This is a genomic window from Catellatospora tritici (assembly GCF_019083965.1).
In the GTDB taxonomy this organism is placed as follows: Bacteria; Actinomycetota; Actinomycetes; order Mycobacteriales; family Micromonosporaceae; genus Catellatospora; species Catellatospora tritici.
Genome location: NZ_JAHRCY010000002.1, coordinates 367,999 through 384,914, shown reverse-complemented (window position 1 = coordinate 384,914; position 16,916 = coordinate 367,999). Strand labels below are relative to the sequence as shown.

9 protein-coding genes are annotated in these 16,916 nt (G+C 74.8%); 8 read left to right on the top strand and 1 reads right to left on the bottom strand.

Annotated elements, in window-relative coordinates; genetic code table 11:
• Nucleotides 1-85: 85 nt before the first annotated feature.
• From KUA19_RS05545 to purE, 8 genes are all read left to right on the top strand, one after another.
• A complete protein-coding gene (locus KUA19_RS05545) occupies nucleotides 86-2,638 on the top strand; it encodes a putative bifunctional diguanylate cyclase/phosphodiesterase (RefSeq protein ID WP_217395009.1) in 2,553 nt (850 codons plus the stop codon).
• 48 nt (nucleotides 2,639-2,686) lie between these two features.
• Nucleotides 2,687-4,288, top strand: coding sequence for a coiled-coil domain-containing protein (locus tag KUA19_RS05540; RefSeq protein WP_217395008.1), 1,602 nt, complete (start codon nucleotides 2,687-2,689; stop codon nucleotides 4,286-4,288).
• 32 nt (nucleotides 4,289-4,320) lie between these two features.
• Nucleotides 4,321-5,043: a PspA/IM30 family protein gene (locus tag KUA19_RS05535; protein ID WP_217395007.1), complete on the top strand. Its 723-nt coding sequence runs from the start codon at nucleotides 4,321-4,323 to the stop codon at nucleotides 5,041-5,043.
• Nucleotides 5,044-5,067: 24 nt separating this feature from the next.
• Entirely contained in the window at nucleotides 5,068-5,802 is a 735-nt protein-coding gene (locus KUA19_RS05530) for a class I SAM-dependent methyltransferase (RefSeq protein WP_217395006.1), read from the top strand.
• A gap of 222 nt (nucleotides 5,803-6,024) precedes the next feature.
• Nucleotides 6,025-8,037, top strand: a complete 2,013-nt coding sequence (locus KUA19_RS05525) for a thioredoxin domain-containing protein (RefSeq protein WP_217395005.1) — start codon at nucleotides 6,025-6,027, stop codon at nucleotides 8,035-8,037.
• 77 nt (nucleotides 8,038-8,114) lie between these two features.
• Nucleotides 8,115-10,307 (top strand): asparagine synthetase B family protein, encoded by a 2,193-nt coding sequence (locus tag KUA19_RS05520; protein ID WP_217395004.1) that lies wholly within the window; start codon nucleotides 8,115-8,117, stop codon nucleotides 10,305-10,307.
• A gap of 15 nt (nucleotides 10,308-10,322) precedes the next feature.
• Nucleotides 10,323-11,465, top strand: a complete 1,143-nt coding sequence (locus tag KUA19_RS05515) for a 5-(carboxyamino)imidazole ribonucleotide synthase (RefSeq protein ID WP_217395003.1) — start codon at nucleotides 10,323-10,325, stop codon at nucleotides 11,463-11,465.
• Complete coding sequence (gene purE, locus KUA19_RS05510) at nucleotides 11,462-11,962, top strand: 5-(carboxyamino)imidazole ribonucleotide mutase (RefSeq protein ID WP_217395002.1); 501 nt, start codon at nucleotides 11,462-11,464, stop codon at nucleotides 11,960-11,962. Before KUA19_RS05515 ends, purE begins: the two co-directional genes overlap by 4 nt.
• Nucleotides 11,963-12,028: 66 nt before the next feature.
• On the opposite strand, the gene KUA19_RS05505 is transcribed toward purE, so the two are convergent.
• A complete protein-coding gene (locus tag KUA19_RS05505) occupies nucleotides 12,029-16,906 on the bottom strand; it encodes an SCO7613 C-terminal domain-containing membrane protein (RefSeq protein ID WP_217395001.1) in 4,878 nt (1,625 codons plus the stop codon).
• Nucleotides 16,907-16,916: the final 10 nt, after the last annotated feature.

Genomic DNA, 16,916 nt, shown 5'->3' with positions numbered 1-16,916 from the left:
CGGGCGCTGTCACGTCAGGCGGAACGCGCGTCGCCGCACGTCGGCGGCAGCCTCCGCCACGCGTGCGCTCGGACAGGGGGCTGCGATGAGCACTTCGCTCTCGCGTACGTGGGACCGGTGGCAGCGCTGGTCCGGAGTGGCGACTGCGGCACGCCCGGTGCGGCTGCTGACCGCCGCGCTCGCGGTGTGCGCCGCGGCCGTGGCCGTCGCCGGGCTGCTCCTGGACGGTGGCGGTCGCCTGGCCGACTTCGGGCTGCTGGTCGGCCTCGTCGTGCTGGCGCACCTGTTCGGCATGCGGATGCGGGTCGGCTCGACGTACATCGACGTCGACTGGGGCGAGGCCGCGTTGATCGTCGGCTTCACGCTGGTGCCCGGCGGCTGGCTGCCCGCCGCGACGGGCCTGGCGGTGCTGGTCGCAAAGCCGGTGCTGGCCCTGTTCACGGGCAACCGGACCACGGCGTTCGAGGTGCTGCGCGCCTCGGCCTCGCTGACCCTGTCGGCGGGGCTCGCGGTGCTGGTCGTGTCGGTCAGCGGGGTGCAGACCCGCCCGATGACGCCGTCGTCGGTCGCGGTGGTGGTGCTGGCCGCGGTCCTCTACCTGCTGTGCAGCGCGCTGCTGCTCGCGCTGCACCTGGGCGTACGCGACGGTCAGTCGATGGTCGGCGTGGTGTGGCAGGCGCTGCGCGGCACGCCCGTCATGATCGTCGGCAATGTGGCGCTGGGCCTGCTCGCGGTCGGGCTGTGGCGCAGCAGCTGGCTGTGGGTGCTGCCGCCGCTGCTGTGGCTGGTGCACCAGCTCTACGTGCACCGGCTGCGCGAGGACGAGGAGCGGCGCACCTGGGGTGCCTTCGCGGCGGCCAGCCGCTCACTGCACAAGCTGGACGAGGTCGCGGTGGCGCAGGAGGGGCTGCGGGCGGCGCAGTCGCTGTTCCCGGTGCGTGCCGTCGAGCTGACCGTGCTCGCCTCGCACACCCGCTACCACGGCGCCACTCGGGGCGGGGTGTTCGAGCTGGCGGGCGCCGAACGGGCCGACATCCCGCCGGCCGAGAGCGACCGGCTGCCGGTGGTGACGCGGCTGCTGGAGGTGGCCGGTGGCCCGGTCGGGCTGCTCACCCTGCGCCTGTCGCGGCAGAGCGCGTGGGGCCTGAACGACCAGCACCGGCTGGCCGCGTTCGGTGACGCGCTCGCGGCGGCGCTGCACGACGCCGCCACCCACAGCGCACTGCGCGAGCTGCGCGAACGCAACACCTACGACTCGCACCACGACCCGCTGACCCGCCTGCTCAACCGGGACGCGCTGCTGGAGCGCGGCGACGCGGTCCTGCGCGGCCTGGACGCGCGGGCTCCGGTGGCGCTGCTGCTGCTGGACATGGACCACTTCAAGGAGGTCAACGACACCCTCGGGCACCTGGCCGGGGACGAGCTGCTGCAGACCGCCGCGACCCGGCTGGTCGCCGACGCGGACGAGTCGGAACTGGTCGCCCGCCTGGGCGGGGACGAGTTCGCGCTGCTCATCACCGACCTGCCCGCGATGTCGTGGGACCGTGACGCGGCCGAGCCCGACCTGCTGGGCGCGGCGAAGACCGTCGCCGAGCGCCGGGCGCGGGCCCTGGCCGCGGCGCTGGCCAGCCCCACCGAGGTGGCCGGGGTGACGCTGTCGTCGGAGGTGTCGGTCGGCGTGGTCGTCGCCGCGGCGGGCGAGTTCGACCCGACGGAGCTGCTGCGTCGCGCCGACATCGCGCTGTACCAGGCGAAGGAGTCGGGAGCGCGGGTCACGGCCTACGACCCGGCCCGCGACCGGACCAGCACCGACCGGTTGGCGCTGGTCGCCGAGCTGCGCACCGCGCTGGCCGCCGACGACCAGCTGCACCTGGTGCTGCAGCCCGCGGTCGACCTGCACACCGGCAAGCCGACCGGGGTGGAGGCGCTGATCCGGTGGCACCACCCGCGCCGGGGTCTGCTCACCCCGGTGCACTTCGTCCGCGCGGTCGAGGCCAGCGACCTGCTTGGACGGTTCACCCGGCACGTGCTCGACCAGGCGCTCGGCTTCGCCGCGCAGTGGGGCGCGCTGGGCATGGAGCTGCCGGTCGCGGTCAACCTGTCGCCGCGCAGCCTGCTCGATCCGCGCCTGCCCGCCGACGTCGCCGAACTGCTCAAGAAGCACCGGCTGCCCGCGTCCCGACTGGTTCTGGAGATCACCGAGACGGTGGTGCTCAGCCCGCTGCCCGTCACCGACCAGGTGCTGCAGGAGCTGCGCAAACTCGGGGTCCGGTTCGCGGTCGACGACTTCGGCACCGGCTTCTCGTCGCTGACCTTCCTCACCCGCATCGCCGTCGACGAACTCAAGATCGACCGTACCTTCGTGGCGCGGATGGGGGAGTCCAAGCAGGCCGCCGCGATCGTGCGGGCGGTGGTGGACCTGGGTCGCCAGCTCGGCATCCGGGTCGTGGCCGAGGGCGTGGAGACCGGTACCCAGCGGGCCGCGCTGAGCAGGCTCGGCTGTGACGCGGCGCAGGGCTTCCACTTCTCCCGACCGTTGCCGGGCGACCAGATCATCGAGGCGTTGCGGACGCTCGCGTCGGCCGCGCGCCCGGCGCGCAAGCTGCGCGCCGAGCCGGGTGGCCTGGCCTCCGGATAGGCCGATGATTCGACCGTTTGTCCTGCTTGATCGCGTTATGGTGAGCAGGTGCCGGTCGACAGCGGGGGAGCCGATCTCTACTCGGTGCTGTGCTGCCTGCTGACGTTCTTCGTCGCGCTGGCGATCGTGCTGTTCGTGCTGCGCCGCAGGCGCCCACCAGGTCCGGGTGGGCCGGGCGGCGGGGGCGGCGGCCCGACGACCCCGTCCGGCCCGCCCGACCCGTACGCGGGAATGTCCACCAACGACCTGTCCACCCGCGCCAACGGGCAGCTCGTCGCGGTCGACAACGCGGTGCGCACCAGTGAGCAGGAACTCGGCTTCGCCACCGCCCAGTACGGCACCGAGGCGGTCGCGCCGTACGCGCAGGCGGTCGCCGCGGCCAAGGACGAGGTCGCCGCGGCGTTCCGGATTCGCCAGCAGCTCGACGACGAGATCGTGGAGGACGAGCCCACCCAGCGGCGACTGCTCGCCGACATCCTGCAGCGCTGCGCCGCCGTCGACCAGCGCCTGGACGCCCAGGCCGACGCGTTTGAGCAGCTGCGAGCCATGCAGGCCAACGCCGAGCAGCTCAGCAAGGACCTGACCGCTCGCGCGACCCAGCTGCGCGCCGGGCTGCCCGCCGCGCAGGCCACCCTGGCCGAGCTCGGCTCCCGCTACACCGAGGGCGCGCTGGCCGCCGTCTCCGGCAACGTCACCGAGGCCACTGCCCGGCTCGACTTCGCCGACGAGCAGCTTCAGCACGCCGCGTCGAGCCTGACCGCCGCCGACCGGGGCCAGGCCGCCGTCGCGCTGCGCGGCGCCCAGCAGGCCCTCGACCAGTCCGGGCAGCTGCTCGGCGCGGTGGACCGGGTCGCCACCGACCTCGCCGCGGCCGGTCAGGCCGCCACTCGGCTGGCCGACGAGCTGCACGGCGAGGTCGCCGCGGGCAAGGCGGCGCTGCAGGCGAGCGGCGGCACCGGAGCGGCCGACCAGATGAACCTGGCCGCCGCGGTGGCGCGGGCCGAGCAGGTCGCCACGGATGTACGCGGCCAGCTCGCCGCCCCGCGCACCGACCCGCTCGGCATGATGCGCCGCCTGGAGGGCGCCAACGCGTCGCTCGGCCGGGCGTTGGGCGCGGTGCGCGACGCCGCCGAGCGGGCGGGCCAGGCTCGGGCGCAGCTGGAGCAGGCCCTGTTCGCGGCGCGTTCGTCGGTCGACTCGGCGGCCGGGTTCATCAGCACCCGGCGCGGCGCCGTGGGCTCCACCGCGCGGGCTCGGCTGGCCGAGGCGCAGCAGCAGCTCGCCGCCGCGTCGGCCGGTGGAGAGCCGGTCGCGGCCCTGTCCGCCGCGCAGCGCGCGCACGACCTCGCCGCGCAGGCCATGGACGCCGCCCGCGACGACGTGGAGCGCTGGTCGTTCCCGTCCGGGTACGGCCGGATGGGCGGCGGCGGACCGGTGATCGTCAGCGGCGGCGGCATGGGCGGCTTCGGGATGGGCGGCCTCGGCGGCGCGGTGCTGGGCGGCATCCTGCTGGAGAACGTGCTGTCCGGCGCCGGTGGCGGCTTCGGCGGCGTCCGGATCGGGCTGATGCCCTCCGGCGAGAACCCGGTGCCCCCCGCGCCGGTGCAGGCGAGGTTCGGCGGTCCCAGCACCTGGGCCCGGCACGGCTGAGCAAGTACCAACGCAGGGAGAAGGGAACTCTGATGGCGGCACAATCGATCCTGGGACGGATCACCGCGATGGCCCGCGCCAACATCCACGCGATGCTCGACCAGGTCGAGGATCCGCGGCAGATGCTCGACCAGATGGTGCGCGACTACACCGCCAACATCGGCGAAGCCGAGAACGCGGTGGCCACGACCATCGGCAACCTGCGGCTGATGGAGGCCGACGCGCAGGAGGCGACCAAGACCGCCGCCGACTGGCAGGTGAAGGCCCAGGCGGCCAGCGCCAAGGCCGACCAGATGCGCTCGGCGGGCAGCCCGGCCGAGGCGGACAAGTTCGACGACCTCGCGCGGATCGCCATCGGCAAGCAGATCGCGTACGAGGCCGAGGCGAAGAACTACCAGCCGCTCATCGCCGAGCAGACGCAGGTCACCCAGCAGCTCAAAGAGGGCGTGGCGCAGATGCGCGTCAAGCTGGATGAGCTGCGCCGCAAGCGCGACGAGCTGGTCAGCCGGGCGAAGGTCTCCGAGGCGCGGGGCAAGGTGCAGGACGCCGTCGGCAACATCGACATGCTGGACCCGACCAGCGAGATCAGCCGGTTCGAGGAGATGGTGCGGCGCGAGGAGGCCCGGCTCAAGGGGCACGAGGAGTTGGCCGCCTCCAGCATCGACAAACAGTTCGAGCAGCTGGCGGCCGGTGCCCGTGACACCGAGGTGGAGCAGCGCCTGGCCGCGATGAAGTCGGGCTCGGGTTCGCGCTGAGCCGAGTCGTTAGGGTGTGACCCCGTGACCGACCCGATCTCGCACGCCCGTTCCTTCGGCAGCGCGGCCGAGCGCTACGACCGCTACCGCCCGTCCTACGCGCCCGAGGCGGTGACCTGGGCGCTCGGTGAGCGCCCGGTCCGCGTGGTGGACCTGGGCGCGGGTACGGGCATCCTCAGCCGGCTGCTGCACCGGCTCGGGCACGAGGTGATCGCGGTCGAGCCCGACGACCTGATGCGCGAACACCTGCTCCAGGCCAGCCCCGGGGTGATGGCGTACGCCGGGTCGGCGGAGCGGATCCCGCTGCCGGACGGGTCGGTGGACGCGGTGGTGGCCGGGCAGGCGTACCACTGGTTCGATCCGGACCGCGCCCACCCGGAGATCGCCCGGGTGCTGCGGCCGGGCGGGGTGCTCGCCGCGTTCTGGAACGACGCGGACCTGGGCACCCCGTGGACGGTGCGGTACGTGGAGATCATCGACGGCGGCGGCGAGGCGGCGCGCGAACGGCCGCTGTCGGACTTCGGTCCGCTGTTCGGGCCGGTCGAGGCGGGGGAGTTCCCGCACGACATGTGGATGACGCCGGACGATCTGGTGGCCATGGCCACCACCCGCTCGCCGTATCTGGTGGGCACCGAACACGAGCGGGCGGAGCTGGTCGGCGCGGTCCGCGAACTGCTGGTCGAGTCCGAACTCGGCGGTCACAGCCGCTTCCCGATGCCGCACCTGACCCGCGTCCACCGCGCCGCCCGCCTCGCCTGAGCCGCCTGCGGGCTCGCGGCGGTCAGCGGCCGGGGCTCGGGCGGGGTATTCACGTGCGCGAGTACCCGTGTGGGGTTGTGGCCACAACCCCACACGGGTGGCGGGCACGCCGGTCGTCTGTCGTCGGCCGCCCGCGGACGCGGCGACCGTCCGACCGGCGCTGTCGTGGCGAGCGTGTGCTGACCGAGCTCCAACGAGATCACTGTGTGAGAGAGTGGTCGGGTGAATCGGCTCGCGAGCGCGACCTCGCCGTACCTGCTCCAGCACGCCGACAACCCGGTGCACTGGTGGCCGTGGTGTGACGAGGCGTTCGAGGAGGCCAAGCGCCGCGACGTGCCGGTGCTGATCTCGGTCGGCTACGCCGCCTGCCACTGGTGTCACGTGATGGCGCACGAGTCGTTCGAGGACGAGGCGATCGGCGACCTGGTAAACGCGAACTTCGTCGCGATCAAGGTGGACCGCGAGGAGCGGCCCGACGTCGACGCGGTGTACATGGCGGCGACGCAGGCGATGACCCGCCAGGGGGGCTGGCCGATGACGGTCTTCGCGACGCCGGACGGCAAGCCGTTCGTCTGCGGCACCTACTACCCGAAGGCGCAGTTCGGGCTGCTGCTGACCCGGGTGGCCGAGGCGTGGCGGGACCAGCGCGAGGCGGTCGTGGAGCAGAGCGACCTGGTGGTGGAGGCGATCAGCCAGCGGCCCGGCACGGGCACCGGCGAGATCACCGACGAGCTGCTGGCGCACGCGGTGGAGCAGTTGCGCGGCGACTACGACATCGCCCACGGCGGGTTCGGCGGGGCGCCGAAGTTCCCACCTCACATGATCATGCTGTTCCTGCTGCGGCACCACCGGCGCACCGGCGACGAGGAGTCGCTGGAGCTGGCGCGGCACACCGGCGAGGCGATGGCGCGCGGCGGCATCCACGACCAGCTCGGCGGCGGATTCCACCGGTACGCGGTGGACGCGACGTGGACCGTGCCGCACTTCGAGAAGATGCTGTACGACAACGCGCTGCTGCTGCGGGCGTACACCGAGATCTGGCGGCTGACCGGCGACGAGATGGCGCGCCGGGTCGCCCTCGACACCGCCGCGTTCATGCTCGACGAGCTGCAGACGACGCAGGGGGCGTTCGCCTCGGCGCTGGACGCCGACACCGAGGGCGTCGAGGGCACCACCTACTCGTGGACGCCCGCGCAGCTGGAGGCGGTGCTGGGGGCGCCGGATGCGGCGTTCGCGGCGGACCTGTTCGGGGTGACCGAGGCGGGCACGTTCGAGCACGGCAGCTCGGTGCTGGAGCTCAAGCGCGACATCGACGACGTGGCCCCGGAGATCCGCGAACGCTGGGAGCGGGTGCGCGAGCGCCTGATGGCCGCTCGCCGGACCCGGCCGCAGCCGTCCCGCGACGACAAGGTGGTCGCCGCCTGGAACGGGCTGGCCATCACCGCGCTGTGTGAGCTGTGGCGCCGCTGCGTGGACACCGGCGACGACGCCGAGCGGGTGGAGACGGACTTTCGCGCGGTCGCGGTCGAGGCGGGGGAGCTGCTGGCCCGCCTGCACCTGGTCGACGGCAAGTTGCGGCGGGTGTCGCGCGACGGGGTCGTGGGCGAACCGGCCGGGGTGCTGGAGGACTACGGCTGCGTGGCCGAGGCGTTCTGCGCGCTGCACCAGGTGACCGGTGACGGGCGCTGGCTGGAGCTGGCGGGCGGGCTGCTGGATTCGGCGGCGCAGCGGTTCCGCGACGGGGAGGGCGGGTTCCACGACACCGCCGACGACGCGGAGAAGCTGGTGGTCCGCCCGGCCGACCCGACCGACAACGCCACCCCGTCGGGGCTGTCGTCGCTGGTGGCGGCGCTGCTGGCGTACACGGGGCTGAGTGGGGAACCGCGTTGGCGGGAGATGGCCGAGCGGGCGCTGGGCACGGTGGTGCCAGTGCTGGCGCAGCACGCCCGCTTCGCCGGGTACGCGGCCGCGTCGGCGGAGGTGCTGCTGTCGGGGCCGTACGAGATCGCGATCGTCACCACCGATCCCGACGGCGACCCGCTGCTGCTCACGGCGCTGGAGCAGGCGCCACCCGGCGCGGTCGTGGTGGCCGGGGCGCCCGACGCGCCCGGGGTGCCGCTGCTGTCGGGCCGCACCATGCTCGATGGCAGGTCGACCGCGTACGTGTGCCGCGGGTTCGTCTGTGACCGTCCGGTGACGACGACTGTCGAACTGACGACAATTCTCAACCAATAGCACTATATGAGCTGTCAAACGGACATTCCTGGCTAGGCTGAGGCTCCCCCCAAAGCCCCCGCTGAGGAGATGACCGCATGGCCGGCCTCGCCGCCCTGCTGAGCTTCGGCTCCGATCGCAACTCCACCGAAACGCTGACCGCGCTGTCGCGCGCGCTGGCCCCACGCGGCTCAGAGGAGGCACGAGGGACGGCCGGGCCGGCGCGACTGCTGGTGCGGGCCGCGCTGCCGATCGTGCACCGCCTCGACGGCGGCGCCGTGCTCGTCGTCGACGGCATCGCCGAGCTGAGCACCCTGACCACCCGGTACGCCGAGCGGGGGCCGAGCGGGCTGATCACCGGCGGGCAGCCGTACACGCTGGTCCTGGCCGACCCGGACGGCCTGGTGCTGGTTCGCAACGGCGACGGGCCGCCGCTCTACTACGCCCGCACCCGCAGCGCGGTGCTCGTCGCCAGCGAGCCGACCGCGCTGCTGGCCGCCGGGGTGCCCGCCGAACCGGACCCGGAGACCGTGCAGCGGTTCCTGGCCGTCGGCTCGTGCGACGAGGGCGCGGCCACCTTCTTCGACGGCGTCCGCCGGGTGCTGCCCGGCCAGGTGGTCGAGATCGGGCGCGGGCAGGCCGACGGCTGGTCGGTGCGGGCCCATCCGCCGGTACGCGGCCGCGGCGCCGCCCCGTCCGGCCGACTCGCCCTGCTCGAAGCCCTCGGCGAGGATCGGGTCGGGGTGCTGCTCGGCCCCGGCCTGCCCGGCGCCGCCGTGCTCGGCACCGCGCTGGCCGAACGCGTCGAAGCCCGTGGCCTGCCCGTCTACTCGGTCAACTTCCCGGGCCTGCCCAGCGACTCCTCCGCGTACGCAGCGGCGCTGCTCGGGCCGCTGGTCGACAGCAGCGTGCGCCACCGGGCGCTGCCGTTCTTCGCCGACGAGATCGACATCGACGCCTTCCTCGCCGACGTCGGCGAACCCGCGCCGGACCTGGCCGGATACCTGTGCTGGGCGGTCGCGCGAGCCACCGGCGGCGAGGTCGACGCGCTGCTGTGCAGCACCGGCTGGAGCGGGCCCGCCAACCACCTGCCCCGACTGTCCGACCGCGTCGCCGCCCGGTACGGCGTGACCCTGCGCTTCCCGTACCGCGAGCTGGAGACCACCGACGAGGCGCTGCGCGCCGAACTGCGCTCGCTGGCCGAACGGACCCTGCCGTCCACCTCGGCCCGCACGGCGCTGGCCGCCGGTAGCGGCCCCCTGGAGCCGCCGCTGCCCGAGGTGCTGCTGCGGCTGCGGGCCGAGCTGATCAGTGCGCTGCTCTACCCGCACCACGGCAGTACCGACCAGGCGGGCCTGACCGCGATGCAGGACCTGGCCGCGGCCGACCGCGCCGAGGTCGACCGGCTGTGGCGGCGGTACGTGCTGGAGCGCTGGCTGCACACCGTCGTCGGGCCGTACCGCCGCCCGGTCGGCACCGTGCCCGCCGCCCGACCCGCGCCGAACCGACCGGCCGCCGCCCCGGCCGTGACCGCCGACGGGCAGGACTGGCTGCGTCACGCGCTGACCACCGAGCCGATGGTCGCGGGCGACCGCCTCGCCGAAAAGATCGCCTGGTACGTCGCCGAGTTCGCCCACGGCGCCGACAAGCCCTCCCGCCAGGCCCTGCGCCAGCCCTGGCACCTGCTCGTCGCCGCCAAGCCGATCGCCGTGGCGCAGGGACTGGCCCGACCGGTCTGGGACATCCGGCCCGGACCGGTCGCCCGCACCCTGGTCCGACTGGCCGGACCCGGCGCCGGCCGGGTCGATCCGTGGACCGTGCAGGTGGCGCTGGAGCACAGCGGCGCCGCCCGGCTCGGCGCCGCCGCGCTCTGCGCCCGGCTGGGCAACCGCGCCTGGGCCGACCAGATCGTCGGGCCGCTGGTCCGCTCGGTCTGCCCGCCGCGCGAGCACGCCTGCGCCCCGGCGCACCTGGCCGTGGTGCCGCCGCCGCGCGAACCGCAGCGGGTCGCCGAGGAGATCGCCGCCGCCCTGCGCAAGGCGCTGCCCGCCGACGTGTACGCCGCCCTGTCCGGTTGTGCCGTAGTCGGGGTGGGCACGGGCGGGATGCGGCTGCTCGGCTGGTCGCGGCCCGGCGAACCGCCCGCCGCCCTGCTGTCCGCGCTGTGCGCCGACAACCCGTTCGGTCAGGACGACCGCCGCACCCCGCTGGTGCTGGCGCTGGCCAAACCGCGGCAGGTGGCCCAGTCCACTGGCCGCAAGGGCGGTCGGCCTGCGGCGAAGCGGCGCTGACTAGACTTCGCGGCGATGGACACGCGCACCGGACTCCCTGTCGTCGGCATGATCGGCGGCGGCCAGCTCGCCCGTATGACCCACCAGGCGGCGATCGCCCTCGGTCAATCCCTACGGGTGCTCGCCACCGACCCGGACGAATCCGCCGCCCTCGTCGCGGCCGAGGTGCAGCTCGGGCGGCACACCGACCTGGCGGCGCTACGCGACTTCGCCAAGGCGTGCGACGTCGTCACGTTCGACCATGAACACGTGCCCGGCGAGCACATCCGCGCCCTGGCCGCCGAGGGCCACAAGGTCTTCCCCGGCGCCGACGCGCTGCACTACGCCCAGGACAAGCACGCGATGCGGCAGAAGTTGAGCGAGCTCGGCGCGCCCGTGCCGCGCTGGGCGCCGCTGCGCACCGCCGCCGAACTGGTCGAGTTCGGGCTGCCCGCGGTGGTCAAGACCGCCCGCGGCGGCTACGACGGGCGCGGCGTCTTCGTCGTCGACGACCCGGCCGAGATCAGCGACCTGCTCGCCAGCGGTGCCGACCTGATCGTCGAGGAGAAGGTGACCCTGCGTCGCGAACTCGCCGTCCAGGTGGCCCGCTCGCCGTACGGCCAGGTCGCGGTCTACCCGGTCGTCGAGACGGTGCAGCGCGACGGCATCTGCGTCGAGGTGCTCGCGCCCGCGCCGGACCTGTCCGACGACGCGGCGCTGGAGGCGCAGCAGCTGGCCATCCGCATCGCCCACGAGCTGGGCGTGGTCGGCATGCTCGCCGTGGAGCTGTTCGAGACGCCGGACGGGCTCGTGATCAACGAGCTGGCGATGCGGCCGCACAACTCCGGCCACTGGACCATCGAAGGCGCCCGCACCTCGCAGTTCGAGCAGCACCTGCGGGCCGTGCTCGACTATCCGATGGGCGAGACGTCGCTGGCCGCCCCGGCCGTGGCCATGGTCAACGTGCTCGGCGGCCCCGAGGGCGGCATCGGCGTCGACGAGCGGGTGCACCACCTGATGGCTGCCGAACCCGGCGTCAAGGTGCACCTGTACGGCAAGCAGACCCGGCCCGGCCGCAAGATCGGGCACGTCACGGCGCTGGGCGCCGACCTCGCCGACTGCCGGGCCCGCGCGGCCCGCGCGGCGCACTGGCTCACCTACGGAAAGGCGATGGGATGACCGAGGCGGCTCCGCAGGTCGCGGTGATCATGGGCTCGGACTCGGACTGGCCGGTGATGCGCGGCGCGGCCGAGGCGCTGACCGAGTTCGGCGTCGAGTTCGAGGTGCGGGTCGTGTCGGCGCACCGTACGCCCCACTTCATGCTCGAGTACGCCGGTGCCGCCGCCGACCGCGGCCTCAAGGTGATCATCGCGGGGGCGGGTGGGGCGGCCCACCTGCCCGGCATGGTCGCCTCGGCCACGCCGCTGCCGGTGATCGGGGTGCCGGTGCCGTTGAAGTACCTCGACGGCATGGACTCGCTGCTGTCCATCGTGCAGATGCCCGCCGGGATCCCGGTCGCGACGGTGTCGATAGCCGGGGCGCGCAACGCCGGGCTGCTGGCGGTGCGGATGCTCGGCATCCACGACGCCACGCTGCGGGCCAAGCTCACCGACTACGCCCACTCGCTCACGGAACTGGTCGCCGAGAAGGACAAGGCCCTGCGCGCCACCCTCTGATGTCGGACGGCCGCCGGCTCGGGCGCGGCCCCGCGCACCCCGATGAGGCGGCCTCGGGCGGTGCGGTCAGCGCATCTGGTTGTAGCGGTCGGTGGCCTGGCGGCGGCGTTCGTTGTTGGCGCCCAGGATGATCAGCACAATGCCGCCGATCAGGACACCCAGCCAGGTGTAGCCCACCAGCGTCAGCGCGTGCAGCGCGGTGATCACCGTGACCGCCGCGCCGATCGCCACCGGCGCCTGCTGCCGCCGCTGGGAGCCGAGGATCAGCGTCAGAATGCCCGCCACCAGCAGCCCGACCTCGCGGATCGGGTTGGTGTCGGTCACCAGCACCACGATCACCGTGGGTCCGAACGCCGCGATCAGCGCGGGCCCGTATGCGGCCCAGCTGCCCAGTCGCGGACGCTGACGCAGTTCCAGCAGGCCGACGACGAGTGCGAGCAGCGCGAACGGCAGCGTGTACGCCTCCGGCAGCGCCACCGCCGCGGTCCGCATGATCAGCCACCAGGCGGCGATCTCGCTGGCCGCCGCCGCCCAGAACAGGATGCGCCGCTCCAGCTGCGGCCGCTGCGCCCGGGTCGCCGCGATGCCGAGCACCGCACCCCAGCCGACCAGCAGCGCCGCCGCGTGGGTGGTGGACCGCGAGGCCAGCGCCAAACCGATCGCTCCGGCGGCGTACCCGGCCCACTCGACCGCGCTGGCCTCGCGCAGCGCCTCCGGGCGCTGGAAGCGGGGGTGCAGCGCGGTGCCGACGATCAGCACGGCGCCGACCGCCAGCACGCCGAACGCCGACCACTCGGGCCGCGCCCCGATCTCCAGGCTGACCGTGAGCACGAACAGTTCGGCGGCCACGGCACCGCCCAGCCAGCCGAGGATGCGCGCGGGCTGCGACTGCCCGCCCAGGGCGGCGGCCGCCCCGACCGCGATCGCGCCGCCGAAGGTGAAGATGGTCAACCCAGCGGTGGCCAGGGCGCCCGCGAGCCCGGCACCGCCCGCGACGAGGCCGATGAGCAGCACCGCGACCCGGGCCGCGCGGACGGCCCGGTCGCTGTCGTCGCTCGACGGCGGGTCGGTCAGCGCGACGCTGAGCATGCACACCGTGAACACCGCCAGGGCCGCGAGCACCCCGGCGGGCCAGGCCAGGTCGAGGCTGACCGGGGTGATGAGCAGCGTGATCGCGGCGCCGGGCACGACCACGGAGACGGCCCGGGTCGGACCGCCGCCGAACCCGACCGCGGCGATCGCGGCGGCGACGGTGAGCAGCAGCGCGGTCAGGGCGGCGGCGACGTCGACGGAGCTGGGTGCGGGCGGAGGCGGGCCCTGCCAGATGGCACCGAGGCTCTCGTATGGCCGGATCAGTGCCGCCTGCAGCGCCGGGGCCAGCGACACCAGCGCGATCACGGCGGGCGCGACCGACGCGGCGACGGCCATGGCGCCCGGGTACGACGGCCAGTTGCGGGTTCGCTCGATCAGCTGTGCACTGCCGTCGAAGCTGATCCGCCAGCGCTGCGGTCCGGTGAACTCCCCGCGCCGCCGCCACTGACGCGGGGGCGCGGGCGCCAGCCCGAGCTGGGCGCGGGTGGTGGTGCGCAGCAGTTCGGCGAGCACCACCAGCAGCACCGCGGCCGCCGCGTACACCCCGGCGGGGTGGCCGGTGGGCAGCGCGAGCAGCGCCACCATCGTGCTCGACACGGCCACGCCCACGGTGCACCACCCGAGGTACGGCGCGACGTGCCTGCGGGCGGCCGCGAACGCCGCCAGCGCGATGCTGACCCCGCCGAGCGCGGCGGTCAGGATGATGTCGGACGCGTTGCCCGCGGTCGCCGCGAGCGCGGCCAGGGCCGCCGGGGCCGCCAACAGCACCCCGGCCGTGCCGGTGCCGCCCATGACCTCGACGTGGCCGGGCGGCTGCGTGCCGTCGGCGGTGGCCTGCCGGGTGACCAGCACCGACATCAGCACCAGGGCGGCCGAGACGAGCGCGACCATGGCCAGGGCGGCGGTGGTGGTCCACGGCCGGACCAGGCTCGCCCCGAGCGCGTGCAGCGACACGGCCACCGCGACAGCGAGCCGGGTGTATCCGGCCCGTGCGTCCTGTGCGATCACCGCGGCGATGGCGTACCCGGTGGCGATGGTCAGGCCGAGCACGATCGGCGCCCACCACGGCCAGCCCAGCGCGGCGGGCGTGCCGACCGTCGCCAGCACCACCGCGACCGCGGCGACGTGGTAGTTGCGGGGCGCGGGCAGCACCACCGCCGCCGCGGCGGCGAGCACGAGCAGCGCCACCGGCCCCTGCCAGCCGAAACCGACGGTGGTGTCGGCCGGGGCGAGTTGGGCCGACCACAGCTCACCCGGCCGGGCCAGCGCCCGGACACCCCCGGCCAGCGCCGGATATCCGGCCACGACGATGAGCACCGCCCCGGCCACGCCGGTGCCCGCGGCCGGGCCGCGGCGCAGCTCCTCCGGCAGCGAACGGACGGCCATCGCCACCACCAGCACGATCGCCGCCGCGACCACCAGCCACGCCTGTGGCACCACCTGGTACGCGATGCGGCCCAGTGCGGCGATCAGTGCGATGGTGACCGCGCCCGAGGCGATGTCGGCGCCGTCGAGCAGCCGGTCGACCCGGCGGCCCGAGTCGATCGAGGGCGCCAGCGCGAGCAGGATCGCGGCGAAGAGCAGCAGCGCCCCCACGGCCGCGTCGAGCGTGCTGGCGCCGGTGGCGACGAAGGCCGCGCCCGCGACCAGCAGCGTGCCGAGTCCGGCTCCGACGGCCAGCGGCGGCCCGATCCGGCGCTGGGACACCAGCCGCGCCGCGACCAGGCCCAGCGTGGCGGCGCAGGCGAGCTGGGCACAGGCCAGCGCGGCGGCCTGACCGGCCAGGGGGAACAGGGTGAGCACCCCGACCCCGATCGCGCCGGGGGCGCTGAACGCGGCGATACCGGCGGCGGTGTCGCCGAGCACGGCCGCCTCCGGCGGTGCCACCACCACGCGCGGCCCCATCGCCAGCAGCACGCCCGCCACGGTGAGCGCGGCCAGCACCGCCGCGGTCGCGGCCTGCTCGGCCAGGGCCACGCTGAGCGCGGCCGCGGCCAGGGTCACCGTCGCCAGCACGTAGGCCCGCGCCGAGCGTTGGGTGCTCGCCCCCCAGGGCTCGGCGTCGGGGGTGTCCGGGCCGGTCGTGGTGCGGATCAGCACCACCGCTCCGGCGCCGATGCCGACCGCGAGCACCGCGACGGCCGCCGCGACCAGCAACCACTGGCCGGCGGCCCAGCTCAGCCCGAACGAGGCGGGGGCGGACAGCGCCGCCAGCGCCGCCGCGGCCACCGCCGCCTCCCGTCGGTACGCCGGGGGCAGGGCCAGCGCCGCGGCGATCGCCAGCAGGGCCGCCGTGGCGGCCAGCGACCAGCCCGGCGATCCGGCGCGGCGGACCACCTCGGCGGTGAACGCCGCGGTGTCGGCGTGCCAGACCGGGCGCGCCGCGACGGGCAGGGCCAGCGCGGCGCGCAGCGCCGCACCCACGGTGAACAGGGCGAGCACGCCCAGCGCCACGGTGGCGGCCAGCTGCGGCCCGCGCCGGATCGCGGCGGGCACCGCGCGTACGGCCAGACCGGTCAGCGCGACCACGGCCGCGATCACCACCAGGGCCCGGCCGGGCAGCGTCACCACGGCGACCCGGGCCGCCGAGCCGATCACGGCCAGCACCATCGCGGCCGCGGCCACCTCGCTCAGCGGCTGCCGCCGCAGCATCAGCGCGCCGAGCAGCCCGGTCGCGGCGGCCGCCAGCAGTGCCAGCCCGGCCAGCAGCACCGACGGCACGGTGTTGGCGGTGAGCAGGGCGGCGACGCCGTAGACCAGCGCCCCGCCGACGGCCAGCCCGTGCAGCACCCAGATCAGCTCGCGCAGCCAGTACGCCGACCAGCCGATCGGGTTGCGCTCGGGCACCTTGGACAGCTCCACCGCGCGGGCCAGCACGGCGTTCTGCGCGGCGACACCCGTGAGCACCACGGCCCACCCCGCCGGACCCTTGACCATGCCGTACGCCAGCAGCGGCAGCACCGGCTGCGCGGCCAGCACCACCACGTACCGGGGCGTGGTGAGCCGGGTCAGGCGGTGGTATCCGAGGGCGACCGCGGCGGTCACCGCGAACACCAGCCCGGCCACCAGCGGCCCGGCCTCGCCCCGATTGACGACCTGCACCAGCAGGTAACCGTCGATCGGCAGCAGCGCCAGGCCGACCGCGGCCAGCGACTCGGCGGTGGAGGTCAACCGGGCCCGTACCAGCTGCGGAGCGACGCCCAGCAGCGCCAGCGTGGCCAGGGCGAGCACCCCGAGGCGCAGTTGCGGGGCCACGTTGCTCAGCGCGACCACCGCGAACACCACGGCGGCGATGGCCAGCAGCAGCGAGCCGAGCACCAGCATCACGTTCTGGACCTCGCGTGGCGAGGCCTCCGGCGGCGGCCCCGACGGCTGGCTCAGCGGCGCGACCCGGGGCCGGGTCGGCGGTCCACCGGGTCCCTGCCCGGCCGCGCCCACGGGCTGCCTGGGCACCGTCGGCGCGCCCGGGTCACCGGCCTGGGCAGCCTGGCCCGCGCCGAACGGGACGGTCGCCGGTTCGGCGGCGGCGGGGCCGGGCTCGGTCGCGGCGGTGGGCGCCTTGACCCCGGGCGGCCGGGGAATCCAACGACGCTGCTTCGGCGCGCCCTTCTTCTGCCGCTCCGCCTCCTCGTGCATGAGGATGTCGCGCTGGTAGATGGCCGCCTGCAGCTTGCCGGAGAGCTTCTTGCGTTCGCCGGACAACCGGACGTCCTCGGCGTTCATGTCGGCGATGGCCTTGGTCAGCCGCGCCACCTCGTCGCCCAGCACTGCGGGGGTGTTGCCGCAGTGCGGGCAGCGCTGCGCGGGATCGCGCAGGCGGCCGCACATCGAGCATTCGCTGTCCGCAGCCATGGCAACCTCC

Bases quoted from the DNA above. Each gene is read 5' to 3' on its own strand.
- KUA19_RS05545 (WP_217395009.1), top strand. From the start codon at position 86: ATGAGCACTTCGCTCTCGCGTACGTGGGACCGGTGGCAGCGCTGGTCC.
- KUA19_RS05515 (WP_217395003.1), top strand. From the start codon at position 10,323: ATGGACACGCGCACCGGACTCCCTGTCGTCGGCATGATCGGCGGCGGC.
- KUA19_RS05520 (WP_217395004.1), top strand. From the start codon at position 8,115: ATGGCCGGCCTCGCCGCCCTGCTGAGCTTCGGCTCCGATCGCAACTCC.
- KUA19_RS05505 (WP_217395001.1), bottom strand. From the start codon at position 16,906: ATGGCTGCGGACAGCGAATGCTCGATGTGCGGCCGCCTGCGCGATCCC.
- purE (WP_217395002.1), top strand. From the start codon at position 11,462: ATGACCGAGGCGGCTCCGCAGGTCGCGGTGATCATGGGCTCGGACTCG.
- KUA19_RS05535 (WP_217395007.1), top strand. From the start codon at position 4,321: ATGGCGGCACAATCGATCCTGGGACGGATCACCGCGATGGCCCGCGCC.